The 25,185-nt window shown below is 73.1% G+C and carries 18 protein-coding genes; 13 read left to right on the plus strand and 5 right to left on the minus strand.

The window, feature by feature from the left end; genetic code table 11:
• The first annotated feature begins 323 nt into the window (after window positions 1–323).
• From WMF24_RS06135 to WMF24_RS06155, 5 genes are all read left to right on the plus strand, one after another.
• A complete protein-coding gene (locus WMF24_RS06135; RefSeq protein WP_437735414.1) occupies window positions 324–1,292 on the plus strand; it encodes a hypothetical protein in 969 nt (322 codons plus the stop codon).
• Window positions 1,293–1,550: 258 nt separating this feature from the next.
• Window positions 1,551–3,320, plus strand: coding sequence for a protein kinase domain-containing protein (locus tag WMF24_RS06140; protein ID WP_437735415.1), 1,770 nt, complete (start codon window positions 1,551–1,553; stop codon window positions 3,318–3,320).
• Between the two features lie 258 nt (window positions 3,321–3,578).
• Window positions 3,579–4,571, plus strand: a complete 993-nt coding sequence (locus tag WMF24_RS06145; RefSeq protein ID WP_437735416.1) for a DUF362 domain-containing protein — start codon at window positions 3,579–3,581, stop codon at window positions 4,569–4,571.
• Between the two features lie 266 nt (window positions 4,572–4,837).
• Complete coding sequence (locus tag WMF24_RS06150; RefSeq protein ID WP_437735417.1) at window positions 4,838–6,610, plus strand: 4Fe-4S binding protein; 1,773 nt, start codon at window positions 4,838–4,840, stop codon at window positions 6,608–6,610.
• A 52-nt stretch (window positions 6,611–6,662) separates the two neighbouring features.
• Window positions 6,663–7,901, plus strand: coding sequence for a hypothetical protein (locus WMF24_RS06155; protein ID WP_437735418.1), 1,239 nt, complete (start codon window positions 6,663–6,665; stop codon window positions 7,899–7,901).
• Window positions 7,902–8,032: 131 nt separating this feature from the next.
• On the opposite strand, the gene WMF24_RS06160 is transcribed toward WMF24_RS06155, so the two are convergent.
• Entirely contained in the window at window positions 8,033–9,703 is a 1,671-nt protein-coding gene (locus WMF24_RS06160; RefSeq protein WP_437735419.1) for an ABC transporter permease, read from the minus strand.
• Between the two features lie 186 nt (window positions 9,704–9,889).
• Between WMF24_RS06160 and WMF24_RS06165 the strand changes: the two genes are divergently transcribed.
• From WMF24_RS06165 to WMF24_RS06180, 4 genes are all read left to right on the plus strand, one after another.
• Complete coding sequence (locus tag WMF24_RS06165) at window positions 9,890–11,803, plus strand: protein kinase domain-containing protein (protein WP_437735420.1); 1,914 nt, start codon at window positions 9,890–9,892, stop codon at window positions 11,801–11,803.
• A 52-nt stretch (window positions 11,804–11,855) separates the two neighbouring features.
• Window positions 11,856–13,238: a CCA tRNA nucleotidyltransferase gene (locus WMF24_RS06170; protein ID WP_437735421.1), complete on the plus strand. Its 1,383-nt coding sequence runs from the start codon at window positions 11,856–11,858 to the stop codon at window positions 13,236–13,238.
• 378 nt (window positions 13,239–13,616) lie between these two features.
• A complete protein-coding gene (locus WMF24_RS06175) occupies window positions 13,617–14,942 on the plus strand; it encodes a hypothetical protein (protein WP_437735422.1) in 1,326 nt (441 codons plus the stop codon).
• Window positions 14,943–15,159: 217 nt separating this feature from the next.
• A complete protein-coding gene (locus tag WMF24_RS06180; RefSeq protein WP_437735423.1) occupies window positions 15,160–15,333 on the plus strand; it encodes a hypothetical protein in 174 nt (57 codons plus the stop codon).
• A 22-nt stretch (window positions 15,334–15,355) separates the two neighbouring features.
• Here WMF24_RS06180 and guaD read toward each other — a convergent pair whose 3' ends face one another.
• From guaD to WMF24_RS06200, 4 genes are all read right to left on the minus strand, one after another.
• Window positions 15,356–16,621 (minus strand): guanine deaminase, encoded by a 1,266-nt coding sequence (guaD, locus tag WMF24_RS06185; protein WP_437735424.1) that lies wholly within the window; start codon window positions 16,619–16,621, stop codon window positions 15,356–15,358.
• Window positions 16,618–17,226 carry an SH3 domain-containing protein gene (locus WMF24_RS06190; protein WP_437735425.1) on the minus strand — a complete coding sequence of 203 codons (609 nt, stop codon included), beginning with the start codon at window positions 17,224–17,226 and terminating at the stop codon, window positions 16,618–16,620. The genes guaD and WMF24_RS06190 overlap by 4 nt, the downstream gene beginning before the upstream one ends.
• Before the next feature lie 243 nt (window positions 17,227–17,469).
• Window positions 17,470–18,573, minus strand: a complete 1,104-nt coding sequence (locus tag WMF24_RS06195) for a formylglycine-generating enzyme family protein (RefSeq protein WP_437735426.1) — start codon at window positions 18,571–18,573, stop codon at window positions 17,470–17,472.
• 17 nt (window positions 18,574–18,590) lie between these two features.
• Window positions 18,591–21,011: a sulfatase-like hydrolase/transferase gene (locus WMF24_RS06200; protein ID WP_437735427.1), complete on the minus strand. Its 2,421-nt coding sequence runs from the start codon at window positions 21,009–21,011 to the stop codon at window positions 18,591–18,593.
• Window positions 21,012–21,207: 196 nt separating this feature from the next.
• Between WMF24_RS06200 and WMF24_RS06205 the strand changes: the two genes are divergently transcribed.
• The 4 genes from WMF24_RS06205 (at window position 21,208) to WMF24_RS06220 (ending at window position 25,051) form a co-directional block, all read left to right on the plus strand.
• Window positions 21,208–21,486 (plus strand): Uma2 family endonuclease, encoded by a 279-nt coding sequence (locus tag WMF24_RS06205; protein WP_437735428.1) that lies wholly within the window; start codon window positions 21,208–21,210, stop codon window positions 21,484–21,486.
• Between the two features lie 134 nt (window positions 21,487–21,620).
• A complete protein-coding gene (locus WMF24_RS06210; protein WP_437735429.1) occupies window positions 21,621–23,648 on the plus strand; it encodes a redoxin domain-containing protein in 2,028 nt (675 codons plus the stop codon).
• On the plus strand, window positions 23,645–24,550 hold the full coding sequence (locus tag WMF24_RS06215; RefSeq protein WP_437735430.1) for a hypothetical protein: 906 nt from the start codon (window positions 23,645–23,647) through the stop codon (window positions 24,548–24,550). The genes WMF24_RS06210 and WMF24_RS06215 overlap by 4 nt, the downstream gene beginning before the upstream one ends.
• A 369-nt stretch (window positions 24,551–24,919) precedes the next feature.
• Window positions 24,920–25,051 carry a hypothetical protein gene (locus WMF24_RS06220; protein WP_437735431.1) on the plus strand — a complete coding sequence of 44 codons (132 nt, stop codon included), beginning with the start codon at window positions 24,920–24,922 and terminating at the stop codon, window positions 25,049–25,051.
• Window positions 25,052–25,185: the final 134 nt, after the last annotated feature.

A 25,185-nucleotide genomic window follows, 5' to 3' on the forward strand; every position in this document is an offset into this window, starting at 1 on the left:
GGGACAGGCGGCGAGGCGTCAGGGACACGGGGCGCCTCGCCAGGGACAGGAGGAGAGGCGCCAGGGACACCCCGGCGCGCCTTCGCGTGTCCCTGGCGCGCCGCCGTCCGGGCACGGCGCTTGGATCTCCGTCGCCTGTCGCGCAGCTTCCGCGCCCCGCGCCCTTCGAACTCCATCCTGGGATGCTTGCGGGGCGAGAAAGATCGGGAGTCGCGCGATGAGGTCCTCGTGAAGGGGGAGCCCGACCAGGGCTCTCCGGAATGGATGCCCGGGATGGCGGGCCGGGACGGGATGGCCGGCGCCGCAGCCCAGGGGAGGTCGACATGACGAAGAAGAGCGATATCGAGCGGTGGTCCGACGTCGTGCAGCAGATGAACGCCGCCGATCTTCCGGCGAGCACGTTGCCGTTCCACGTGCTCCTCGGGGAGGCGGTGGACGTGGCGAAGTTCTTCGAGAAGTACTGGAAGACCGAGATCGACGCCCAGAAGCGGGTGAGCCGCCTGGGCCTCGAGTCGGCGGTCCCGAAGGACAGCAAGAAGGGAGACGCGGCGCGCCTCGGGCCGAGGACGGGGGACGAGATACTCTCCTTGCAGCGCGCCACCCAGGAGGCGCACACGCGGTATCTGCTGACCGTCGACACGAACAAGAGCCCGCGCGAGCGGGCGAAGTTCCTGCTCGGGGAGATCCGGACGACGCTGAGCTTCTACTTCGACGACGGCGTCGAGGACGAGAAGGACCAGATGCTGGCCCGGATGGACGCGGCGCACGCGGCGGATCCCGACACGGCGGACGCGCTGGCCAGCGCGCTGGACGACTACGCGCTCCTCGGGGAGAAGCACCGCGACGCGCTCGACGGCCTCGGCGGCTTCAAGGCGGAGCACCTCGACGAGGCGCGCGCCGTGGCGGCCGAGCTGCGGAGCCGGCCGGCGCAGGCGGAGGCGATCTCCAGGCAAGCGCAGGAGGCCCTGCTGCTCCGCAACAGGCTGGCGGCGCTGCTGATCGAGCGCATGGGCCTCGTCCGGTCCGCGGCGCGCTTCGTGTTCCGCGGCCGGCCGGAGATCGTGCGCGAGGTGACGAGCGCCTACGAGCGCCGCAAGCGCGCCGCGGCCCGCCGGACCAAGGCGCAGCCGGGGCCGTCGCCTGCGACGCCCTCGCCGGCGACGCCCTCGCCGGCAACGCCCTCGCCGGCGGCGCCGTCGCCGGCGACATCCGCACCGGCGACATCCTCGCCGGCAGCGCCCTCGCCGGCGACATCCTCGCCGGCCGTGCCAGACGCGCCCCTCGGGGTGTGACCCGCCGGCCAGGGACGATCGACGCGGACGATGTCCTGGCCGAGATCGCGCGCCTCGAGCCGGCGCGCGGATGACGCGAGCACACACCGGCTCACCGGGGCGCCGTGGCTTCCGCCGCGATCGGCGCCTCCCCCGTGCCGGAGCCGCCACCTGACCGCGAACCACCCGGTCCCGCGAATAAAATGCCGGCGCCCGCCGTCTGCAGTCCGCCGGCTTCTTTCTCAGCGCGCGACCCTTCCGCTACCCTTGGCAACCGCCGTGCCGATCGTCGACCCGAACCTCCGCACCACGATCGTCCACGCGTTCGCCGTCACCGTGGCGGACCCGTCGGGCCTGGTGCGCACGACGTCCCGGGGCGGGACCGACGATCCCGACAGGCCCAGCCGCGGCCCCTCCATCCTCCCGGACGTCGGCCAGATCGTCGGCGGGCTCTACCGCCTCGGACGCCTCCTCGGGAAGGGGATGTTCGGCAAGGTGTACGTCGCCCAGCGCGTCGACGTCCCCGAGCACCAGGTCGCCCTCAAGCTCATGCCCCGCTCGCTCTACGCGATGCGGAACGTCGAGCGCGAGCTCGTCATGCTCGCCACCGTCGGCCACCCGCACGTCGTCCAGCTCAAGGACCACGGCATGAACGCCGACTACGTGTGGCTCACCATGCCCGTCTACGAGGGCGAGACCCTGGCGCAGCGCCTGGAGCGCAGCCCCCTCGGCATGCGCGAGGCGTACGACATCTTCCTCCCCGTCGCGCGCGGCCTCGAGGCGCTCCACGCCGCGGGGCTCCGGCACCAGGACGTCAAGCCGGACAACATCTTCCTCGCGAAGTTCGCGGGGCGCGTCCACCCCATCCTGCTCGACCTCGGCGTGGCCGCGGAGCGCAACGCCACGTTCTGCGCTGGCACCGCGCTCTACGCCTCGCCCGAGCAGATCCGCGCGCTGAACGGCTTCCCCGGCGTCGTGCCGCTGACCGAGAAGATGGACACGTACGGGCTCGCCACGACGCTCCTCTACTCGCTCGTGAACCCCAGGGACTTCCCGGGCGAGTCGGCGCAGACGCGCACCGACCTCGTCCAGGCCCACGACATCCGCGCCGACAAGCCGCTCGCCGACAACGCGCTGCCCGACCTCACCGGGCGCCCGCGCCAGCTGTTCCAGGAGGCGCTCAAGCGCTGGCTCGCGATCGACCCGCACGAGCGCCCGACGATGACCCAGCTCGCCGAGGAGCTCGACGTGCTGCTCGAGCCGGAGCGCGAGGCCGAGCGCGAGGCCGAGCGGCTGCGCATCAAGCAGAAGACGTCGTACCTGCGCGTGCGCATCGCGGCCGGCGCGATGACCCTCGTCGGCTGCGCCGTCGTGCTGCTCGGCTTCTCGAAGCGCGAGACCCTGCGGCTCGCGAGCGAGCTCGATCGCGCGCGCCAGATGGGGGCCGAGTCGTTCGACAAGCTCGACACCTGCATCGCGTCCCACCAGATCGCCCAGTCCGAGGCGGTCGCGTGCCGCGACGCCCGCGAGCAGGACCGCGCGGAGTTCAACGAGACGCTCGCCGCGCTGCAGAAGAGCGGCACCGCGAGCGAGGCGGAGCACGCCCGCCAGATCCAGTCGCTGCACGCGACCCAGGCGGCGCGCCTCAAGACGTGCGAGGACGGCGCCGCGGCCGCGGAGAAGGCGAGCCGCGAGCGGCTCGCCGAGGTCGAGAAGGCGCGCGCGGCGATCGTCGCCGAGCGCGACGAGGCGAGGGCGCTCGCCGAGCAGCGCGCCGCCGAGCTCGCCACCGCCACGCAGGCGCGCGCCGCCTGCGACGCGGAGCGCGCGAGCTGCGCCGCGGAGCGCGACCGCCTGAGGGCCGAGGCGGCCGAGCCCTACGACCCGCCGCCCTCGCCGGCGGCGCCTGCGCCGGCCGCCGCGAGCGGCGCGCCGCCGCAGCCGGCGCAGCCTGCGGCGAGCGCGGGCGCCCCGGCCGCGGCCACGGGCAGCCCGGCGGCGACGGCGAGCCCAGCGGCCTCCGCGCCGTCCACCGCGGCTCCTCCTTGAGCGCGTCCGCGAGCCCAGCGGCCTCCGCGCCGTCCACCGCGGCTCCTCCTTGAGCGCGTCCGCGAGCCCAGCGGCCTCCGCGCCGTCCACCGCGGCTCCTCCTTGAGCGCCTCCGCTGGAAGGCGCGAGGGGAGCGATGGGCCTGAGCGCTTCCCGCGGAGGCGCGAGGGAGGCGATGGAGGCCGTTGTGGCCAGGCCGCCTCTGCTTGTGGCGACCGCCAGGGGAGGCTATCCGTAGGGCCAGGGAAGGCGAGGGCCATGGGTGATATCTCTCGACGTGAAGTGCTGCGTCGGCTTGGCGCAGCGGGCCTCGTCCTCGGGGGCGCGGCCGGGGTCGCGGCCGCCCGGTGGGACCGCGGCGGCGCCGCGGCCGTCGCGGCCGAGCGCCCGCAGACACGCGACTACCGGCTCCGCGATGCGCCCGCCGATCTGCCGCAGCTCGTCGTCGCCCGCGCCGGCGCCGAGGCGCTCGCCGTGGGCAGCCCGGACCCGGCCGCCCTGGTCCGCAAGGCGGTCGACGCGCTCGGCGGGATGCGCCGCTTCATCTCGCGCGGCGACGTCGTCGTCGTGAAGCCGAACATCGGCTGGGATCGCACGCCCATCCACGCGGCGAACACGAACCCGAAGGTCGTCGCCGAGGTGGTGCGCCTCGCGTACGACGCCGGCGCGAAGAGCGTCATCGTGACCGACGCCTCGTGCAACGAGCCGAACCGCTGCTTCCAGCGCTCCGGCATCTGGAAGGCCGCGTACGACGTCGGCGCCGAGGTCGTCATCCCCGCGGCGCACCGCTTCCGCGGCATGCGCCTGAAGGGCGAGGTGCTCGACGACTGGCCCGTCTACACGCCGCTCGTCAACGCGGACAAGGTGATCAACGTCCCGATCGCGAAGCACCACAACCTGTCGAAGTACACCGCCGCCATGAAGAACTGGTACGGGGCGCTCGGCGGGCGGCGCAACCGGCTCCACCAGAACATCGACGTCTCCATCGCCGACCTCGCGACGTTCATCCAGCCGACGCTCACGATCGTGGACGCCGTGCGCGTGCTCATGCGCAACGGGCCGCAGGGCGGGAACGTCGCCGACGCGAAGGACATGCACACGGTCATCGCGACGACCGACCAGGTCGCCGCCGACGCGTACGGGTGCCAGCTCCTCGGGCGCAAGCCCGAGGAGATCCCGTACATCAAGATGGGCCACGAGCGGGGCCTGGGCACGATGCACTGGCAGAACCTGCGGCTCGCCGAGGTGTAGTACTCATGGCAAATCCCGATCGGACGCCGGCCCCGCCGGCGCATGGCCCGGCCGCTGCCGCGGGAGCGGCGACCCCCGCCGCGGGAGCGGCGACCCCTGCCGCGGCGGCGCCCGCCGCGGCGGCACCCGCCGCGGCGGCACCCGCTGCGGCGGTGCCCGCCGCGGCGGCACCCGCTGCGGCGGCGCCCGCTGCGGCGGCGCCCGCTGCGGCGGCGCCCGCTGCGGCAGCGGCGCGTCCCGCCGCGACCGCCGCGACCGCCGCGCGGGTGGCCCCCTGGACGGCGCTGCTGCGCAAGGCCAGCGCCATGGTCCGGCCCACGCCGAAGCGGCGGCCCGGCTCGGGGCTGCCGGCGCGCAAGACCATCCAGGTGCTCGTCTGGGTGCGCCGCGTCGCGCAGGCGGGCTTCCTCGGGCTGTTCCTCTACTTCCTGTTCCAGACGGGCTTCCGCGGGACGTTCGCGTCGTCCGAGGCGCGCGTGCGCCTGCCGCTGCCCGTCGAGGCCTTCCTCCTCGCCGACCCGTTCGTCGGCGCGATGACCCTCCTCTCGACGCACACGGTCTACCGGGGCCTCCTCTGGTCGCTCGGGATCCTCGCGCTGACGCTCGTCTTCGGGCGCGTGTTCTGCGGGTGGATCTGCCCGTTCGGGACCCTCCACCACTTCTTCGGGTGGATCTTCCCGTCGCGCTACGGCAAGGGCGGCAAGCGCGTCGAGGCGAACAAGACGTACGCGCGGCAGCGGGTGAAGTACTACCTGATGTACGCCTTCCTCGCGGCGAGCGTCGCCGGCAGCGTGATCGGCGGGCTGTTCGACCCGATCTGCGTGGCGGTCCGCGCGATCGGCCTCGCCGTGATCCCGGCGGTGCAGTACGTCGCCAGCGTGGTGACCGGCGCCGCGACCGGGACCGGGAGCCGGCCGGTGCAGTTCGCCGCCGACCACGCGCAGGACTTCCTCGCCTCGAGCGTGTGGCAGACGAAGCAGTTCTACTTCCACCAGACGTGGTTCGTCGGGATCCTGTTCATCGCGATCCTGTTCATGAACCGCTTCATCCCGCGGTTCTGGTGCCGCGTGCTCTGCCCGCTCGGCGCCTTCCTCGGCGTGTTCGCGCGCTTCGCGCTCTTCGGGATGCAGAAGGACCACGCGAAGTGCACCGACTGCAACCTGTGCCTCGTGAACTGCCAGGGCGCCGACTCGCCCCAGGGGGGCGTGAAGTGGCGGCAGGACGAGTGCCACATGTGCCTCAACTGCGAGAACGCGTGCCCCGAGGACGTCATCAAGTTCCGCTTCCTGCCGGACCGGAAGAGCGCCCTCGTCAAGCCCGACACGGGCCGCCGCACCGCGCTCGCGACCGCCGCCGCCGGCGCGGTGATCATCCCGACGGCGCGCATCGCCGACGTGCTCGACGCGAACTACGACCACCGCGTCATCCGGCCGCCGGGCTCGGTCGAGGAGCGCGAGTTCCTCGAGCGCTGCATCCGGTGCGCCGAGTGCATGAAGGTCTGCCCGAACAACGCCATCCACCCCGCGTTCTTCGAGGCCGGGATCGAGGGCATCTGGACGCCGATCGTCATCCCGCGCATCGGGTACTGCGAGCACTCCTGCGTCCTCTGCGGCGACGTCTGCCCGACCGGCGCGATCCAGAAGATCACCGAGGAGCAGAAGATGGGGATCGGCCAGAAGCCGATCTCGATCGGGACCGCGTTCTACGACCAGGGGCGCTGCCTGCCGTGGTCGATGAGCGTGCCGTGCATCGTCTGCGAGGAGTTCTGCCCGACGTCGCCCAAGGCGATCTGGGTCGAGGAGGTCGACATCCCGAAGCGGGAGCCCGTCGCCGCGGAGCACGGCAAGGAGCCGCCGATGAAGATGGTCCACGTGCAGCGTCCGCACGTCGATCCTTCGCTGTGCATCGGCTGCGGGGCGTGCGAGAAGGTGTGCCCGGTGCAGGACAAGCCGGCCGTCTACGTGACGAGCGTCGGCGAGACCCGCTCGAAGACGAACGTCATCCTTCTCGAGGACACGGACTACAACAAGTCATCTTGACCCGGACGCGCGCCTGCTCCGCGCGGCGGGAACACGGCAGGAGGCAGCTCGGGTGCGCACGCTTCGCTTCTACGGAACCCTCTCGATGGCCGCGCTGTGGGCGCTGTCCGGCTGCGGCGAGCCCTTCGCGGCGGGCCCCGCGTCCGCCACGTCGACGTCGTCGACCTCGGGGACCGGCAGCGCCGGCGGGGAGGGCGGCGCGGGCGGGGAGGGCGGCGCCACGACGACGTCGTCGTCCACGTCGACCTCGGGCGGGGGCGGCGAGGGCGGCTGCGGCGCCTGCAAGGACGGGGAGTTCTGCACCGCCAGCGAGACGTGCGTGCGCTGCACCGACCGCGTCGGCGTGCTGTCGTACGGCGCGCTGGAGGAGATCGAGGTCGATGGGGCGTCGCCGGCGTTCCCGCGCGTGCGCGCCGAGCCCGGCGGGAGCGGCGCGGGCGGTACAGGCGGCGCAGGCGGCGCAGGCGGCGCGAGCGGCGCCGGCGGCGCGGGCGGTGGAGGCGCGGGCGGCGCGGGCGGCCAGGGCGGGGCAGACCTGCGGCTCGTCTACGTGGCGAGCTTCGGCTCCGCGAGCGATCGGCAGATCGCCACGGCCATCGGGCGACCGTGGACGGGGGGCGCGGTCGTCGCGAGCGCGATGGTCAACACGCCGCAGCGGGAGTCGGGGCCGCTCCTCTTGCCGGTGGACGCGCTCTCGCCGCTCGTCGACTTCCCGGAGGGCTCGCTGCTCTTCGATCGCGTCCTCGCCGGGCCGGGCAGCCCGCAGAAGGTGCTCGTCGCGGACAAGATCGAGGCGGCCACCGCGATGCAGTTCGAGACGCTGAACCGCGACTGGGGGAGCCACTCGGTGGCGGTCGCCCACGCCGCTCGCCCCTACCGGTACTGGTTCATGAACAAGCACCAGGACAGCGAGGGGATCACGAGCCAGCTCGTGACCGTGCGCGCCCACGACGCGGTGCCGCAGGTGCTCAACATCACCCTGCCCGGCAACTGCCCGGCGCAGGGCGACGATCTCGCCCCGTGGGTGACGCCGGACGGCGGCGTTCTGTTCTTCCAGGCGCCGTACAGCCCGCGCGGGGATTGCATGGGGGCGTCGGTGCTGCGGAGCTTCTACGTGAAGCTCGGGGACGACGGGCTGCCCGTGAACGGCGAGATGGCGAGGATGCTGCTGACGACCGTGGAGCCGACGCGCGCCGTCATGACGCCGTCGCTCTCGCCCGACGAGTGCACGCTGTACATCGCCTCGGACAGGGACGGGGAGCAGAAGCTCTACGCGGCCGCGCGGCGGTAGCCGCGAGACCACGGGCCTGCGGTGACCGCGAGACCACGGGCCCACGGTGATCGCGAGACCACGGAGCTACCGTGGGCGCGAGAGCAGGAAACGAGTCCGGGGGAGGGAACGAGCCGGAGGGGGCCAGGAGATCACTGCGCGCGGAAGCCCTCGGCGGGGCGGAGGCGGGCGGCGTAGAGGCTCGGGACGATCGTGGCCGCGAGGCAGATCAGGATGGCGATGGCGCCGGTGATCAGGAACTCCTGCGGTCGCGCCTGCACGGGGAGCCGGGAGATGAAGTAGACCTTCGGATCGAGCGGGAAACCGTAGACCAGGAGGCCCTTGCACACCGCCACGCCGAGCAGGAGGCCGAGCGTGGTGCCGGCGACGCCGATGATGCCGCCCTGGTAAAGGAAGATGCGCAGGATGGCGCCGTCGGTCGCGCCCATCGCCTTGAGCACCGCGATCTCCTTCTTCTTGTCGAGCACCACCATGATCAGCGTCGCGATGACCGTGAACGCGGCGACCACGATGATGAGCGCCAGCACCGCGCTCATGCCGATCTGCTGGATGCGCAGCGCCGTGAAGAGCCCGTGGTTCAGCTCCTCCCAGTCCATCGTGTAGTAAAGCCCGTTGCTGAGGAGGTTCGTGATCTCGCGCGCGATGCTGCTGGCGTTGTCGATGTCGTCGACCTTCATCTCGACGCCGGTCACCGTGTCGCCATGGTCGTAGAAGGCCTGCGTCTCGTAGAGATCGGCGTACGCGAGCTTCGTGTCGTACTGCTCGAAGCCGGCCTCGAAGATGGCGATGACCCGGAACCGCTTGGCGACCGGGGGCTTGATGGCGCCGTTCGAGAACGAGAAGCCGATGGTCGGCGAGGTCACCGTGACGCACTCGCCGATCTCGAGCGACAGGTTCTTCGCGAGCGCCGCGCCGACCACGATGCCCGGCATCCTCGCGATCTGCTCCTTGTCGGCGCAGGGGTCGGGATCGACGTCGGCGGGCAGCTCGTCGTCCTCGGGGAGCACGCTGCCGTAACCACCCTCGGGCTCGATCGAGCCCCGCGGGGCCCCCTCGGCGACCACGACCTCGGCGTCCGACGGCTCGCCCGCCTCGCCCGCGCCGGCCTCCGCCGCGCCCTCGACGTCGACCGCCGTGGGGGCCGGCTCGGCCCCGGCGTCCTGCGCGGCGGCGCGCGCGGCGGCGGCGCGCTCGTCCTCCAGGATGCGCGCCTCGTAGGCCTTCAGGAGATCGATCTCGCCGCCCGCGTCCGGCGGCTCGAGCGCGCCTGTCACGCCCGCGTCCGCGTCGAGGGCAGGGACGTCCGGCAAGGACGGCGGCGCCGAGCGCTCGGCAGGCTTCGCTCCAGGGCGACGCAGGCCGCTGAGATCGCCGCCAGGGAGGATGTGGCGCGGCAGGTCGAGCACGGGCGCGGCAGCGCCGTCGGCGCCAACGCCGAGGCTCCGGGCCGGGTCAACCCCCTTCACGAGGACGCCGGTCGCCGTGGCGTCGCCGTGCGTCAACATCATGGGATTGATGCTGAACGGCGCGACGCCGACGACGCCAGGCACCTTGGCGACCTGATCCATGACCGAGCGGTACTCCCGGAAATCCGTGGAGTACTTGATCACCAGGACATGGGCGTTGACGCCCAGGACCTTCTCGCGGAACTCCGCCTGGAAACCCCCGGTCACGCTCATCACGGTCGCGAGCGCCGCGACGCCGAGCGCGACCCCGAGGATCGCGAAGATGGTGCCGACCGAGATGAACGCGCGCTTCTTGGAGCCGAGGTATCGCAGCGCGACCTCGATGGGGTAGCTCATCGCGGTGCCCTCCTAGCAGAACGCGGCGCGCGCGGCACGCTGGGCCGCCGCCGTCGACGAGCCCGCGCGCGGGCGGACTTTCGCGCGGCGCGCGCAGGGCCTCGCTTCTCGGACCGAACGCCTGCTAGAATCCAGCCCTGCCGCAGACGGCGGCATGTGGCGTGTACCTCTGCCCGCGAGCTTTTCATGAGCGCCACCAAGAACGAGCACCACACCGCGCGCAGCAGGGTCGTCAACGACGAGGAGGGCGCGCTCGAGGAGGCGCCGGTGTCGCGCCCCACAAGCCCGTCGGTCGGGGTGCGCTCGTCCGGCGTCCGGGCCGAGACCATGCCGTCCGTGGACTCCGGGGAGCCCGGGAGCGCCGGCGACGACGTGTCCGTCGATGTCGAGGTCCACGCGTCGTCCAGGCCATCCAGGTCGGGCTGGGTCGAGGGGCCGGCGAGCGAGGCGCCGGGCTTCGCCGCGCCGCCGCCGCTCCGCCAGAAGACCCCCCGCTTCGCGCGGCAGAGCGAGCCCGACGCCGACGAGATGGGCGGGCGGACGAGCGGGGCGCCGGTCAGCGAGGCCGAGCCGTCGTTGGAGATCCCGCCGCCGGACGAGGTCGAGCCGCGCGAGCGGCGGCCGCCCGGCGCCAAGGACCCGTACATCGGGACCACGTTCGACCACCGGTACAAGATCGAGCGGCTGCTCGGCGAGGGCGGGATGGGGTACGTCTACCTCGCCCGCCACAAGGTCATCGACAAGCGCGTCGCCGTGAAGGTGCTCCGCGCCGAGCTCGCGCGGGACCGCGAGATCTTCGAGCGCTTCGTCCAGGAGGCGCGCGCCGCGTCGAGCATCGGCAACCCGCACATCGTCGACATCTCCGACTTCGGCGACCTGCCGGACGGCTCCACGTACTTCGTGATGGAGTACCTGGAAGGCGTGAGCCTGGCGCAGCTCATCGACTCGCCGAACGAGCTGCCGATGGACCGCATCTGCCACATCGCGCTGCAGCTCTCCGCGGGGCTCGCCGCCGCGCACGAGGCGGGCATCATCCACCGCGACCTGAAGCCGGACAACGTGTTCGTCGTGTCGCGCGGCAGCGACCCGAACTTCGTGAAGATCCTCGACTTCGGGATCGCGAAGGTGTCGACGAGCACGACGACGAAGCTGACGCGCGCGGGCGCGGTGTTCGGGACGCCGCACTACATGTCCCCGGAGCAGGCCGCGGGCGCGCCCATCGACCACCGGACCGACATCTACTCGCTCGGCGTGATGCTCTACGAGCTCGTGAGCCGGCAGCTGCCGTTCAACGCCGACAACTTCATGGGGATCCTGACGCAGCACATGTACAAGGCGCCGGTCCCCATCCGCGCGCTCGTCGGCGGGCCGGACTGCCCGCCCGGGCTCGAGGCGGTGATCCTGAAGTGCCTCTCGAAGAAGCCAGAGTCGCGCTACCAGACGATGAGCGAGCTCCACGCGGACCTCGATCGCGTGAAGGGCGGCGGGGTGCCGGGCGCCGTCGCGGAGATGATGGCGCGGTCGGGCGGCTTCAACGTGCCGCACGACTACTTCAAGACGTCGAAGGTGATCGTCCCGGCGACGCCGCCGTCGCCCCCGCGCTCGCCGTGGCCGCGCTACGTGTGGGTCGCGGGCGCGGCGGCCGCGGTCGGGATCGTGACGGCGATCTTCGTGATCGGCGCGAGCGGGTCCGCCAGCCACACCGCGGCGCCGCCGAAGCCGACGGCCACCGAGGCGCCCGCGGCGAGGCCGGCGCCCGAGCCGCCGCCGGTCCAGAAGACGGTGGTGGCGCTGGCCGCCGTGCCGGAGACGGCGGTCGGCTACCGCAACGGGGTGGAGCTGAGGCTGCCGGCGAGCATCGACGTCGAGAAGGGGCAGACGGTGACGATCGACATCCGGGCCGAGGGGTACGTCCCCAGCACGGTGGTGCTCGACGGCACCGAGCAGAGCAAGCTGGTGAAGCTGGTCGAGGTCGACGACAAGGGCGCGCCGAGGGCGAGGCCCGGCGGGGGGCGGCCCCCGGCGACGCCGTCGACGACCCGCACGCCGAAGGGCTCGGACGTCCGCGACCCCTGGGCCGAGCAGAACCAGAAGAAGTGAGCCAGCGCGCGCCGCGTGGCCCGCTCTGCGGGCTCCGTGATAAGCCGCCAGGGTGACCCAGGTAGATCAGCTCATCACCCTCGTCCCCGAGGACGTGCTCGGCATCTGTCGCCGCCTGCGCGAGCGCGGCAAGCGCGGCTGGATCGTGGGCGGCTGCGTGCGCGACCTGCTCCGCGGCGAGCCCGCCAAGGACTGGGACGTCGCGACCGACGCGCGGCCGGACGAGATCGTGGCCTCGTTCAGGAAGGTGATCCCGACCGGGATCCAGCACGGGACGGTGACCGTCCTCGTGCGCGGCGTGCCGTACGAGGTCACGACGCTGCGCGGGGACGGGACGTACACGGACGGGCGGCGGCCGGACCGGGTCGAGTTCGTCGACGACATCACGGCCGACCTCGCGCGGCGGGACTTCACCATGAACGCGATCGCGATCGATCCGGTGGACGGGCACCTGATCGATCCGTTCGGCGGCCAGAAGGACCTGGAGGCGAACGTGATCCGCGCCGTCGGCGACCCGAACGAGCGCTTCGCGGAGGACGGGCTGCGGGTGCTGCGCGCGGCGCGCTTCGCCGCGACGCTGGAGGGGTCGATCGAGCCGGAGACGGAGCGGGCCATGGGGACGGCGCGGTCGCACCAGACGTTCCGTTGCGTCAGCGCGGAGCGGGTGCGCGACGAGTGGCTCAAGGCGATGCGCGCGCGCCGCCCGAGCGTGGCGTTCGAGATCATGCGCCGGACGGAGCTGCTCGCGATCACCTGCCCGGAGATGATCGAGTCGGTCGGCTGCGAGCAGAACCGCTGGCACGCGTTCGACGTGTGGGGGCACGCGATGGCCTGCCTCGACGCGTGCAAGCCCGAGCCGATCCTCCGCGTGGCGGCGCTGATGCACGACATCGGCAAGCCGCGGACGCGCGCGTTCTCGGACAAGACGCGCGACTACACGTTCTACGAGCACGAGCGGGTCGGCGCCGAGATGGCCGAGCCGATCCTCGCGCGGCTGCGGTTCTCGAACGACGAGCGGGCGCGGATCGTGGCGCTGATCCGACACCACCTGATCTGCTACGACGAGACCTGGACGGACGCGGCGGTGCGCCGGTGGCTCCGGCGGGTGACGCCGGCCCTCGCGCCGGATCTCTACGAGATCGGCTTCGCGGACGCGCTCGGCAAGGGGCGGGACGCGTCGGAGGACATCGCCTCGATAGGGCGGCTCCGGGAGCGCGTGGAGGCGATGCTCGCGGCGGGCGCGGCGCTGTCCGCCAAGGACCTCGCGGTGAACGGGAGCGTGCTGATGAAGGAGCTCGGCATTCCGCCGAGCAGGCTCGTCGGGGAGATCCTGGAGCGGCTGGTCGAGCTCGTCACCGAGGAGCCCGAGGCGAACACGCCCGAGCGCCTTCTCGCGGCCGCGCGCGACATCGTCGCGTCGAGGGCCTCGGCCTAGATCCGCGCTGCGCCACGGCGGCGCCGGCGGGTGCGCGGCGCTCGTCGCGTGTGCCCGAGGGTGGTCCCGCCGGGCCGCGCGGGCCCCCCTCGCGGCGCGGCGCGCCCGTCCACCCGTGTTCGTCCATGTCCTCGTCCCTTGGGGGAGCCTCTCCCAGATCGCGAGTCGAGCGTCGCAGACAAGGCACATGGGGCGACAACGGTGGTTGGTTGTCTACCTCCGGTCGCATTCAAATAGTTCATGCTGATCGCATCCACGCGGACGTGACTCTGGTAACATCCGTCGTTGCGCACTGTCGCGCCCCCCAATTGGGAGGTCATTTTGAAGCTCTCGAGGAAGAAGCTTGTTGGGCTGGTCGGTTTGGGTTTGCTTGCGTCGGTGGCATCCATCGGTGGGTGCTCCGGCGGGGACGGTGGGGCGAGCTCCGGAGACAACGGCTCAGGCAGCGGAAGCGGGAGCGGCGGCGGCGATACGATCGGCAGCGGGAGCAGCAGCGGGAGCGGGAGCGGCGGCGACTTCACACCAGCCGGCACCGGGGCCATGTCCACCGGAACGCTCAACCCGGACACGGCGTGCGTCGCGACCAGCTTGCAGGCCGATTACGAGCAGCGTCCGGCAGACATCATCTTCATCATCGACAACTCCGAGAGCATGACGGAGGAGATCGAGAGCGTTCAGCGGAACATCAACCAGAACTTCGCGTCGATCATCGACAGGAGCGGGATCGATTACCGCGTGATCATGCTCTCGAGGCACGGCAGCTCGTCGCTGGAGCAGTCCGTATGTATCGAGGCGCCGCTCGGCAGCGGGAGCTGTTCGCCGGTGCCGTCGACGCCGAACTCGAACCCGCCGCACTTCTATCAGTACAACCTGGAGGTCGGCAGCCTCGACTCGCTCTGCATCGCGATCGACAGCCTGAAGGGGGATATGACGCCCCGGGGCGAGGCGACGTCGATGGGGTGGTCGCAGTGGCTGCGGCCGGACTCGCTCAAGGTGTTCGTCGAGATCACCGACGACGGCGTCGACTGCTCGACGCGATCGCTCGGCACGAACAAGACGATGGTCGATGAGGGGGATATCACGCTGTACGATCTCGACGACGACCTGGACGAGAACAGGAACGTCGAGGGGGGAGCCCGGTCGGCGGAGGTGTTCGACGCGGCCCTGACGTCGGTCGCGCCAGAGCTCTTCGGGACGCCGGCCGATCGCAACTACATGTTCTTCAGCTTCGTGGGAATCAAGGAGAACACCCCGCCGACGATGCCCTGGCCGCCGGACCTGCCCGCCACCTGGGAGCAGTGCCGCCCCGGCTCGGTCGACCCCGGGACGACGTACCAGAGCCTCAGCGTCATGACCGGCGGTCTGCGGTATCCGATCAACCAGTACGACACCTATGATGCCGTGTTCCAGGCGATCGCGGACAGCGTGATCTCGGGCGCGAAGCTGTCGTGCGAGATCGACGTGCCAGACGCGCCAGGCGGGCACTCCATCGATCTGGACACGGTGCAGATCGAGTACACGCCGAGCAACGGCGGGGAGAAGCAGACCTTCTCCCAGGTGAAGACCCCCGAGGAGTGCAAGCCGTCGGCGTTCTACATCGAGGAGGGGCTCATCCGGCTGTGTCCGGACACGTGCTCCATGGCGGTGCAGGACAACACGGCGGCCATGAACCTGCTGTACGGCTGCTCGGTCGAGCCGCTCTGAGCGAGGAGGCGCCCGCGGGCGCTGCGGCCGGCCGGCGCGCGGCGGTGTCGAGGCGCCCGGCCGGCCGGCGCGCGGCGGTGTCGAGGCGCCCGGCCGGCCGGCGAGCCTCCTTCGGGGAGGGCGCGGGAGCCGGGGGCCGAGGCCTGCTATCCTGCGCGAACGACAGATGCGGGTCGACGTGACGTGCGGTGCCGGGCACGGCGGAAGCGAGGAGCCCGTGGCGTTCTCCCTGGGCGAGCGGCGCGTGCGGGTGACCGAGATCCTCGACAGGTGGCCGGGCGTCGATCACCTCTACTTCAAGGTGCGGGGGGACGACGGGGCGCGGTACATCCTGCGGCGCGATTTCGAGATCCTGGTCTGGGAGCTCGAGGTCTACGAGGCCGCCGAGTAGGGGCGGGACGGGTCGCCACGGGTCAGGGATAGACGGGGGTGCCGCGGACGAAGGCGCGCTGGACGGCGGCTGCGTCGGAGGCGAAGACGAGGTGATTCAGGACCTCCGGCTCGCCGAGCGCGTGCTCGGGGAGACGGACGGCGATGAAGTCGGCGTCCTTGCCAGGGTCGAGGCTGCCGATGACGCGGCCAAGGCCCACGGCGTCGGCCGTGCCCTGCGTGGCCGTGAAGAACAGATCGGCAGGGGTGAGGCGCTCGCCGTGACAGAGGGCGTTGTCGAAGGCGCTCGACATGCTGCGGCGCATGTCGAAGCTGCGGCCGGCGCCGACGTCGCTGCCGAGCGCCACCGGGACGGCGCGGGCGCGCGCGTCGGCGAGGCGCATGCGCCCGCTGCCCAGGAAGAAGTTCGAGTCGGGACAGTGGACGACCGACGAGCCCACCTCGGCGATGCGATCCCACTCGCGCGACGAGAGATGAACGCCGTGCGCGAGCAGGGTGCGGCCGGCGAGCAGGCCGACGCGATCGTAGACGTCGAGGTAATCGCGCGCCCACGGGTGCTCGCGCCGCGTCGCCTCGGCCTCGGCCGGGGTCTCGGCGATGTGCGTCTGCACGAGGAGGTCGTGATCCCGGGCGAGCCGCGCGGCCGCCTCCATCAAGGCGCGCGAGCAGCTGGGGGCAAAGCGGGGCGTGATCGCGAACTCGAGAAGGCCGCCGCCCGCGCCGTGCCAGCGCTGCACGAGATCCCGGGCCGCCGGGATGGCCTCGTCATGGGGGACACAGAGCGCCTCGGGGCAGTTCCTGTCCATCAGCGTGAGGCCGGCGATGCCGCGCAGGCCGGCGCGCTGCAAGGCGCCGAAGAGCTGGTCGGTCGCGCCGGGGCACGAGCTGGAGAAGACGACGCAGGTGGTCGTGCCCGACGCGAGGAGGCGGGACGTGAACTCGCCGGCGACGAGGGCAGCATAGCCGTCGTCGCGGAAGCGGACCTCCTCGGGGAAGACGGACCGCTCGAGCCAGTCGAGCAGCGGGCCGCTGGCGCTGCCGATGATGCGGGTCTGCGGGAAGTGGACGTGCGCGTCGATGAAGCCGGGCATCAGCACCGCAGGGCGCAGATCGAGCACCGGGCCGCGGAAGGCCCCCGGGGCGAACGGCGCGACCTGCGCGATGCGGCCGCGCTCGTCGACGACGAGCAGCGCGTCGTCCAGGTAGCGGACCGCGGCGCCGCCCGCCGGGGCGGCGACCGGGGTGAGCAGGCGCCCGCGGTAGGCGCGCGGCGGCCGGTGCGCGCTCATCGGACGGCGATCTCGCTCCGGCGCGCCCAGCCCACGACGAGGTTTCCCTGCTGGTGCTTGGCGACGAGCGCCCAGCCGCCCGCCTCGCGCACGATCATCACGAGCTCGCCGGCGGCGACCGCGGCGACCCGGGCGCCGTCCGCCCGCGGCTCGTCGACGAGCGTGAGGCCGCGCGAGGCGACGCCGATCTGAGGGCGCGCAGGGGCGTCCGGATCGTCGCCCTCCTCGTCGAAGCCGGGAAGGGCGCCGTGCGGCGACCGCGGGTCGTCGTCGTCCGGGTCGGCGTCGAACGGGAACCGGGGGTGCGTGGGCGCCCGCGCGCCGTCGTCGTCCGGGGAGCGGCGCTCCAGCAGGTGCGCGAACCGGCCGGCGGCCTGCATGGGCGGCCGCTCGCCGAGGACGGCGCGCAGGAGGAGCGGCGCCGTCGGGGACAGCGCGACGGCGGCGGCGGCGACGAGCACGAGCCCGGTCAGCCGGTCCAGCCGGCGCGCGGGCGCGTCGCCCGGGGGCGTCCCCGCCGGCGCAGCAGGGCGCGCGCCGGCGGGCGCTGCGCGTGCGTCGCGGGGGCCGGGCGAGGCGCCCTGTCCGGCGGAGGAATCGTCCATCAGCGCAGAGGATACGCGCTGCGGCGAGCCAGGTCGACCGCACGCCGCCTCGAGGTGATCTGCGTGCGCCGCAGGCGCCCTGCGTGCGCCGCAGGCGCCCTGCGTGCGCCGCAAGCGCCCGACGTCAAGCCGCAGGCGCCCTGCGTGAGCCGCAGGCGCCGCCGCAGGCGCCCGACGTCGAGCCGCAGGCGCCCTGCGTGAGCCGCAGGCGCCCGACGTGAGCCGCAGGCGCCGGCGAGCGCTTCAGCGGAGCTCGCGGGGCAGCGGGGCGGCGGCCGGGTCGCCGGAGACGTCGCGCTCCGCAGGCGCGGCGCGCGCCGCGTCGTGGTCGGCGCAGCAGCGGAAGCCCTGCTGGTAGAACATGTGGTTCTCGTCGTGCGAGCGGGTCGAGGGGCGGCAGCGCGTGCGGACCGGACCCCAGTAGCCGCCCTTCAGGATGGAAGGGCGCTCGCCCTCGCGGACGGAGCGGGTCCACTCGTCGATGTTGCCGGTCATGTCGTACACGCCGAAGGGGCTCCGGCAGCGGGGCTGCGCGCCGGACGGCTTGCCCTGCCAGAGGCGATCCATCTCGGCCATGGCGGCCGGGCCACCCCGCGGGCGGAGCGCGGTCTCGATGTACGGCTTCCACGGCTGGTCGACGACGCACGCCTCGGGGTCGCGGACGTAGCCGTAGGGGTAGGGGCGCGCCTCCTCGCCCTCGCAGGCGAAGGTCCACTCGGCCTCGTCGCAGAGGCGCTTGCCCTCCTCGGCGCAGAGCTCTGCCGCCTCGTAGTACGAGACGAGGATGACCGGATAGACGCCCTTCTGGTTGGGATACTCGTAGCGATCGATGCAGAAGTGCATCGGCCTCGTGTCGAGATCCCTCGAGAGCTCCAGCCATCGCTCGCGGTCGAACTCGGCGCAGCGCTCCGGGTAGTCCCGGCTGATCCAGTGCTTGCAGGTGGAGCGCTGCATCTCGTCGATGGTGCGGAGGTCGCCCTGGGACCGCGGCGTCGGGTCGAGCTTCATGAGGCCGGAGACCTCGACCATGCCCGTCGGACAGACGCCGCGGTTGCCCTCGATCTGGTCGGTCGCGTCGCGCGACTCGGCGGGGGACGACGCGATCTGCCAGTGGCGGTCGCGCACGAGGCGCCACTCGAAGCGGGGGCGCCGCGGCAACGCGCCGGTGATGGCGCCCGCGCCGAGCGTGAGCGGCACCGAGGGCGCCCGCGCGAGGCGCGCGACGAGCAGCGCGAGCGAGGCGAGGCCCAGCGCGAAGCCGACGGCGGTCGCGGCGCGCAGCAGCGTCGCGCGGGCAGGCGCGGGCTTCCCCGTCGGATGGCGCGTCGGACGGGCAGATCGGTGCATGATCCCTCGCGTAGACTTTACTGCGCGGGGGACTCGAAGGCAGGCAACTTTTCTCGGAGCCGCGCGAGGTCGTCGGGGCGCTCGCCGGAGAGGTCGCGGGTCTCGCGGGGGTCGCGCTCGAGGTCGAAGAGGAAGAGCCGGTCGCGCTTCTTGCGGTGCGCCACGATCAGCTTGAGGTGCCCGTCGACGAGCGCCGACCGGCGGGCGGTGCGGGCGAACACCGGCCCGCGGGGCGCGCGCTCGGCGCCGGCGGCGATCGCGGCGAGGGAGCTGCCCTCGACGGCCGTGGCCTCGGCGCCGCCGAGGTCGAGGACGGTGGGCGCGATGTCGACGGTGCTCACCGGGTGGGGGTAGCGGCCCGGGGCGGCGCCGGGGAGGGCGACGACGAGCGGGACGCGGATCACCTCCTCGTAGAGCTCGACGCCGTGCCCGACGGGGCCGTGCTCGCCGAGGCCCTCGCCCTGCGCGCCGTGGACGATGACCGCGGTGCGGCCTGCGCGCGGGCCCGCGGCCACGGCGTCGAGCAGGGCGCCGAGCTGGCGGTCGACGTAGGCGATCTCGCCGTCGTAGGCGGCCGTCCTGCCGGAGCCGAAGCGGATGCCGGGGTGGGCGATGTAGCGCTCGTGGGCGTCGAAGAGGTGGAGCCAGAGGAAGACGGGCTCGGCGCGCTGGGCGTGGGCCGCGAGCAGGTCGATGGCCTTCTTGACGGCGAGGTGGCCGGTCGCCTCGCGCTCGGGGTGGGCGTCGCCGTACACGCTCTCGAAGCGGTCGAAGCCCTGATCGAAGCCGCGCTCCCGGCTGATCCACGTGAACGAGCTGACCGCGGCGGTGAGGTAGCCGGCGCGCTTCATGCGCTCCGCGAGGGTGTCGTTCTCGGGCAGCAGCGTGGGCCACGCGCGGCGGTCGCGCGCCGCCCGGTTCAGGCGGCGGCCGGTGACGAGCGGCGAGATCGCCCGCTGCGTCTCGCTCGAGGCGGCGTAGGCGCGCTCGAACAGCGCGCCGCGGGACGCGAGCTCGGCGAGGCGCGGGGTCGTGGCGCGGTGGTAGCCGTAGGCGGACGTGTGGTCGGCGCGGACCGTGTCGAGGGTGACGAGGAGGATGTCGGGGCGCTGCTGGGCGGAAGGGGCGGCGGGCGCCGCGGCGGCGGCAACCACGGCGGCGGCCGGCGTGGTGACGCCGGGGGAGGTGCCGGCCTCTGTGGTCCGGGTCAGGACGGCCGGGACGACCGCGTCGCGATCCTCGCGGGCCGCGGGCGCGGTGGCCGCGCGCGTGGGCGCGGTCGGGGAGGCGGGGGCAGCCGGCGGGGCGCCCGCAGAGAGGCCCGCGAGCGCCGCGGCGGGGCGCGGGGCGCCGGCCGGGGCGCCGTCGCCGCAGTCCTGATCGATGCCGTCGCCCGGGATGTCCGGCGCGCCGTGGTACCGGGTGGGGTCGCCCTCGTCGCAGTCGAGGCCGCCGAAGTGCGAGCCCATGCCGTCGCCGTCGCGGTCGGTCCACCGCTCGAGCGCGCCGAACAAGGTGGCCGCGAGGCCGCCGCCGGCGCGCACGGCCTGGCCGAGCGGGGGGAACGACTCGACGCGCGCCGTCGCGGTCATGAGGACCAGGGCGGCGAGCGGCACGCCCGCGAGGCCGGCGACGCGGCCGACCGCGGCGCTGAGGTCGACGCTGGAGACGAGGGCGGTCGCCACGAGCGCGATGGCGCCGTCGACGATGGCGGCGCGCACGGCGTCGCCGGCCGCGCCGGCGTCGCCTGTCGCGCTGCCCGCGAAGGCGGCGAGGGGCGCGAAGGCGGCGACGAGGGGCAGGACGCCGATGGCGGCGCCGGCGACGGCGAGGATCCACGGCTTCACGCCGCGGGCGGCGAGGCGGTCGCCGAGGGCGACGAGGCGCTGGGTGAGGAGCGCCGCGGCCGCGACGCCGGCGAGGCCGAGGACGCCGAAGGTCGCGCCGGCGAGGCCGCGGTGGTGGGTCACGGCCTTGAGGAGGGCGGCGAGGGCGGCGAGCACGGGGATGGCGACGCCGATCCACAGGGCGACGCGGAGGACGGCGAGCCGCTCGCCGCCGGCGCCGACGATGCCGCGGAAGCCGCGGCCGGCGGCGCGCGAGAGGATGAGCGCGAGCGTGACCAGCGGGAGCAGGACCGCGGTGCCGACGAGGAGCCCGTCGAGGAACGACGCGCCGGCGCGGGCGGTGCGCAGCGCGGTCGGGACGGCGGAGAGCGACGCGACGCCGAGGCCGAGCACGCAGGCCTCGCCGAGGCGGGTGGTCCAGGCGCTGCGGCGCGGCGGCGGCGGGGGGGCGGACCGCGCCGGCGGGGGGGCGGACCGCGCCGGCGGCGCGCCCGCGTTGGGGGGCGGCCCGCTCGGCGATCGCGGCGGTACGCTGTCATGAGCGCCGGCGGCGCTCGGCGGCGGCGGGGGACCTGGTTCGGCGGTGATCATGGGCACGCAAGGGGGGAGGGCCGCGCGGGGGCTCGCGCGGGCCTGTCGCGCCTGGCCGCGAGGTCGCGCGCCCCGGGGTGGTGCCCCGGGCCTACCATCGGAGTACGGGGCCGGAAAGTATCCTGCGGGAGCGGATGAGCCGGGGGCGCGGGAGGCGAGCGATCGCGCTCCGGGGGGTCGAGGTCGCCCGCCGTGGATGCCGCTGTCTTCGGCCGACTGGGTCTGCGAGGTGCTGAGCCGCTCGAACACGCGCAACGATCTCGTGAAGAAGCAGCGCACTTACCAGCGGTGCCAGGTGCCTCAAACCTGGATCGTCGATCCGATGAACGAGGTGCTCGCGGTGCATCGATGGATGCCGGATGGCTATCTGAACGTGCTCACCGCGGAGCGTGGCGAGCGGGTCAGGGCAGAGCCGTTCGATGCGATCGCGCTGTCGGTCGGCGTGCTCTTCGGGGACGACCCGGACGACGAATAGCGCAGGAATTCAACGGGGCGGCAGCGGGGTTTCTCCTTGCCCGGGCCCCCCGAGCGACCCGTATCCTTCGGCGTGACGCTTCCCCGCGCTCGCGTGAGCGAACGCGATCTTCGCCGCAATCCAAGGAGCTTCTGATGACGCTGCTACGACGTCGCGCCGTCCTCCCCGCGCTTGTCATGCTCGCCTCGTCCGCGTGCGCAGACGACGATCCTGCGAGCGGGGCCGGGCTTTCCTGCGGCGAGGGCACGAAGGAGGTCGACGGCGCGTGCGTGCCGGCAGCGGCGAGCCCCGGTGTCACCTGCGGCGAGGGCACGAAGGAGGTCGACGGCGCGTGCGTGCCGGCGGCGGCGAGCCCCGGCGTCACCTGCGGCGAGGGCACGGAGGACGTCGGCGGGGAATGCGTCCCGACCGCGCTCCAGCCAGGTCATTTCCTGAGCCCGCTGGTGCAGCTCCAGAACCTGCACGAGGTCGGTAGCCACACGGACGAGGTGCGCCTCCGCGAGGACGGATTGCTCCTCAACTGCAGCTACACGTTCAATGTCATCGACGCCAATGACCCCGCCGACATGGAGGTGCTCGCCGGGGGGCTCAGGCACGCGATCCCCGACGATACCCGCGCTCCCGGCTGCAAGCACCTCGCGTGGGACGGCGATCTCGTCTTCACGACGCACCTCGGCAACATCCGGAACCCGGCCTTCCTCAGCGGCTGGGACATCCGCGATCCCGAGGCGCCTGTGCAGCTCCACGTGCTGCAGGAGCCGGGGGTCAGCTACGAGGGCGTCGACGTCGCGAACCACAACATCTTCGTGGGGCTGCACGGCAACGGCCTCGGGGTCTACAGTTACGACAGCGCGAGCGGGTTCACGCGCGTCGGGAGCCTGGGCGGCCTCACCAATGCGTGGGGCGTCGCCGCGCGCGATAACCACGTCTTCGTCGCCGACGGCGTGGACGGGCTCGTCACGGTCGACGCGACGGATCCGACGAAGCCGGTCGAGCTCGGGCGCGTGGCCACCGGCGGCCAGGCCAAGGGCGTCGTCGTGGAAGGCGACTTCGCCTACGTGGCGGCGGGCTCGGCGGGCGTCGCCATTGTCGACATCTCGGACCTCGAGAACCCGGTCGTCGTCGGCCGCGCCGAGATGCCCGGGACCCCGCTCCGCCTCGCGTACTCCGAGGGCCGCCTCTTCGTCGCCGCGTGGAACGACGTGCGCGTCTACGACGTGTCCACGCCCGCGAGCCCCACCTTCCTTGCGGCCGTGCGCATTCCGAGGCCGTTCGAGTACGACGATCCGGATCGCGAGCTCCCGACGATGCGCACCTTCGGCGTCGCCGCCCGGGGGCAGGACGTGTTCATCGGCACCTGGGAGAACCCGTATTCCTACCGCCTGGAGCCGGACCGCGTCGCCCCCAACATCCGCCTCCCGGAATCCGCCGCCCGGATCGACTTCGGCCCGGTCGCCGCCGGGAAAACGAAGACCGTCCCGCTCGAGGTATCGAACCAGGGGACGGCGCCGCTCACGCTCGTGGACAGCTGGATCAGCGGCCCGGCGTTCAGCGTCGAGCCGCGACAGGCAAGGATCCAGCCCGGAGAGACGATCGAGCTCGCGCTGACCTACCGGGCGTCGGCGGCAGACCAGGAGATCGGCTATCTCCACATCGTCTCGGACGACCCCGCGGCGCCGGTGCGCAAGGCGTACCTCGTCGGCAACGCGCCCGGCGTGAGCGTCGGGGCGCCGCTGCCCGCGACCGTGGGCACGATGCTGGACGGCTCGACCTGGACCTCGGAGGAGTCGGCCGGGAGCGTGCTCTTGCTGACCTACTTCGCCACCTTCTGCCCGGTCTGCGCGAACCACCTGCCGGACACCGAGGAGCGGTTCTGGCGGAAGTACAAGGATCAGGGGCTCCAGATCGTCGCCCTCAACCCGAGGGAGTCGGTCGACCAGATCGGGCAGGTCCAGGCGTATTGCGACAACATCAAGGTCACCTTCCCGCTCGGGATCGAGGAGACAGCGAGCACCTACGCCGCCGTGACGTCCAGCTTCCCTGGACCCAACCCGTTCCCGGTCGACGTGATCGTCGGGAAGGACGGTATCGTCCGGTACGCCAGCCACGAATACGACCCCGACGCCATGACGGCGGTCATCGAGCAGGCGCTGGCTGAATGACGGGCCGCACGTTGCTCCTGCTGGCGGCGCTCGTCGCGTCCGCTTGCGCTGGAGGCGGTGGCGCGACCAGCGGGGCGGGGAGCGCCGGCGGCGCGACGTCGGGCGGCGGCGCGACGTCGGGCGGCGGTGGGGAAGGGGATGGCGGCGCGGCGGCAGGCGGCGGCGGGGGCGGGGGCGGCGCGGCGGGCGATCCCGGCGCGGGCGGTGCTCCGGCCGGGCCGGGCGTGACGGGCGTGCTCGCGGACGAAGCCGGGCAGCCCATCGGCGGCGCCCCGGTGCTGTTTTGCAATACAAGGGTCTGCTACTCGGACAGCACGGCGGCGGACGGCCGCTTCACCTTCCTCTGCGATGCGAAGGTGCCAGTCGACTTCGTCGTGAAGGCGATGGAGGACGCGGGGACCACGCCGCGCCGGGGCGTCGCCATGGTCCCGCTGCGCTTCGTCGAAGCGGTCACCGTCGACGTCGGATCGCTCTTCGTGCCGGACCTGCCCGCGGGCGCCGTCCTCGGCCCGAGCAGCGGCGATCCGCAGGTCCTCGAGGTCGGCGACGGCCTCCAGCTCACGCTGAGCCGCGCTGATCTCATCGCGCCTCTCGGCTCGTCCCTCCACGACATCGCGGCGCGGAGGATCCCGCCGGATCGCGTCCCGCCGTTCCCCGAGCTCGGCGGCGAGGAGATCGTGGCGGTCTACGCGCTCTACCCGTTCGCGACCACGAGCGGCTCGCCGATCGCCGTTCAGGCCCCCTCCGATCTGGCGCCGGGGACGCCTGTGCGCTTCCGGACCGTGAGCGAGTACGACGGCACGCTCTCGGCGCCGACCGCGGGCGAGGCCGACGGCGCGGTCGTCAGGACGGCGCCGCGCTCCGGGATCGACGAGCTGACGTGGCTCGTGATCTCCAGGTAGCCCGGACGACCTCGGGGCGAGCTCGACCCGAAAGCGCGTGAGCCCGCGCTCGCGCTGGCTCCTCGGAGGCGAATCCGCATCTCCCGGACCGTCGCCCCCTGACGCTGCCGGCGCGCCTCCGTGGCGCGCCTGGCATGGATATCTTCGGCATACGATCCTTGTCACCGCGTCTGTCCCGCACACCGGCGTCCCCTCCGCGAGGACATCGCCCGATCGTGCAGGGCGACAGGACACCGCCGCACCCGAGCCGCGCGCCGCCCCGCCGCGGGACGATCCATCGAAAGACCGGCAGACCCAGCGAAGCGGGAACCAGCGGAGCCGCCGCGAACCCGCTTGACCCGGCTCGCGGCCGCAAGCTATGTTTCCCGCATGCCCCGCGCGCTCACCGCGTCCTGCGCTCGCTCCGGCTCCGAGGCGCTCGTCCTCGGCGCCGCCGTGCGCGCGGCCGGGCTTCGCTGGTGGCGCTGGTGGTCTACCGAGGCGGGCCCTCACGACGGGTGACGCGCCTCCCTGCGGGGAGGCCGACCTGAAGGAAGAAGAAAGAGGGCCCGCCGAACAACGGTGGGCCTTTTCGTTTTTGTCCGCTATGCAGGGCGCCGCAGTCCGACGTTCGAGTCTCGAGGAGCAGTGTCTGC

It is taken from the genome of Sorangium sp. So ce1335 (assembly GCF_051521615.1).
GTDB lineage: Bacteria > Myxococcota_A > Polyangia > Polyangiales > Polyangiaceae > Sorangium.

What these genes read in the sequence shown, in the direction of transcription:
- WMF24_RS06135 (WP_437735414.1), top strand. Translation starts at nt 324, where the DNA reads ATGACGAAGAAGAGCGATATCGAGCGGTGGTCCGACGTCGTGCAGCAG.
- WMF24_RS06145 (WP_437735416.1), top strand. Translation starts at nt 3,579, where the DNA reads ATGGGTGATATCTCTCGACGTGAAGTGCTGCGTCGGCTTGGCGCAGCG.
- WMF24_RS06160 (WP_437735419.1), bottom strand. Translation starts at nt 9,703, where the DNA reads ATGAGCTACCCCATCGAGGTCGCGCTGCGATACCTCGGCTCCAAGAAG.
- WMF24_RS06165 (WP_437735420.1), top strand. Translation starts at nt 9,890, where the DNA reads ATGAGCGCCACCAAGAACGAGCACCACACCGCGCGCAGCAGGGTCGTC.
- guaD (WP_437735424.1), bottom strand. Translation starts at nt 16,621, where the DNA reads ATGAGCGCGCACCGGCCGCCGCGCGCCTACCGCGGGCGCCTGCTCACC.
- WMF24_RS06190 (WP_437735425.1), bottom strand. Translation starts at nt 17,226, where the DNA reads ATGGACGATTCCTCCGCCGGACAGGGCGCCTCGCCCGGCCCCCGCGAC.
- WMF24_RS06195 (WP_437735426.1), bottom strand. Translation starts at nt 18,573, where the DNA reads ATGCACCGATCTGCCCGTCCGACGCGCCATCCGACGGGGAAGCCCGCG.
- WMF24_RS06200 (WP_437735427.1), bottom strand. Translation starts at nt 21,011, where the DNA reads ATGATCACCGCCGAACCAGGTCCCCCGCCGCCGCCGAGCGCCGCCGGC.
- WMF24_RS06205 (WP_437735428.1), top strand. Translation starts at nt 21,208, where the DNA reads ATGCCGCTGTCTTCGGCCGACTGGGTCTGCGAGGTGCTGAGCCGCTCG.
- WMF24_RS06210 (WP_437735429.1), top strand. Translation starts at nt 21,621, where the DNA reads ATGACGCTGCTACGACGTCGCGCCGTCCTCCCCGCGCTTGTCATGCTC.
- WMF24_RS06215 (WP_437735430.1), top strand. Translation starts at nt 23,645, where the DNA reads ATGACGGGCCGCACGTTGCTCCTGCTGGCGGCGCTCGTCGCGTCCGCT.
- WMF24_RS06220 (WP_437735431.1), top strand. Translation starts at nt 24,920, where the DNA reads ATGCCCCGCGCGCTCACCGCGTCCTGCGCTCGCTCCGGCTCCGAGGCG.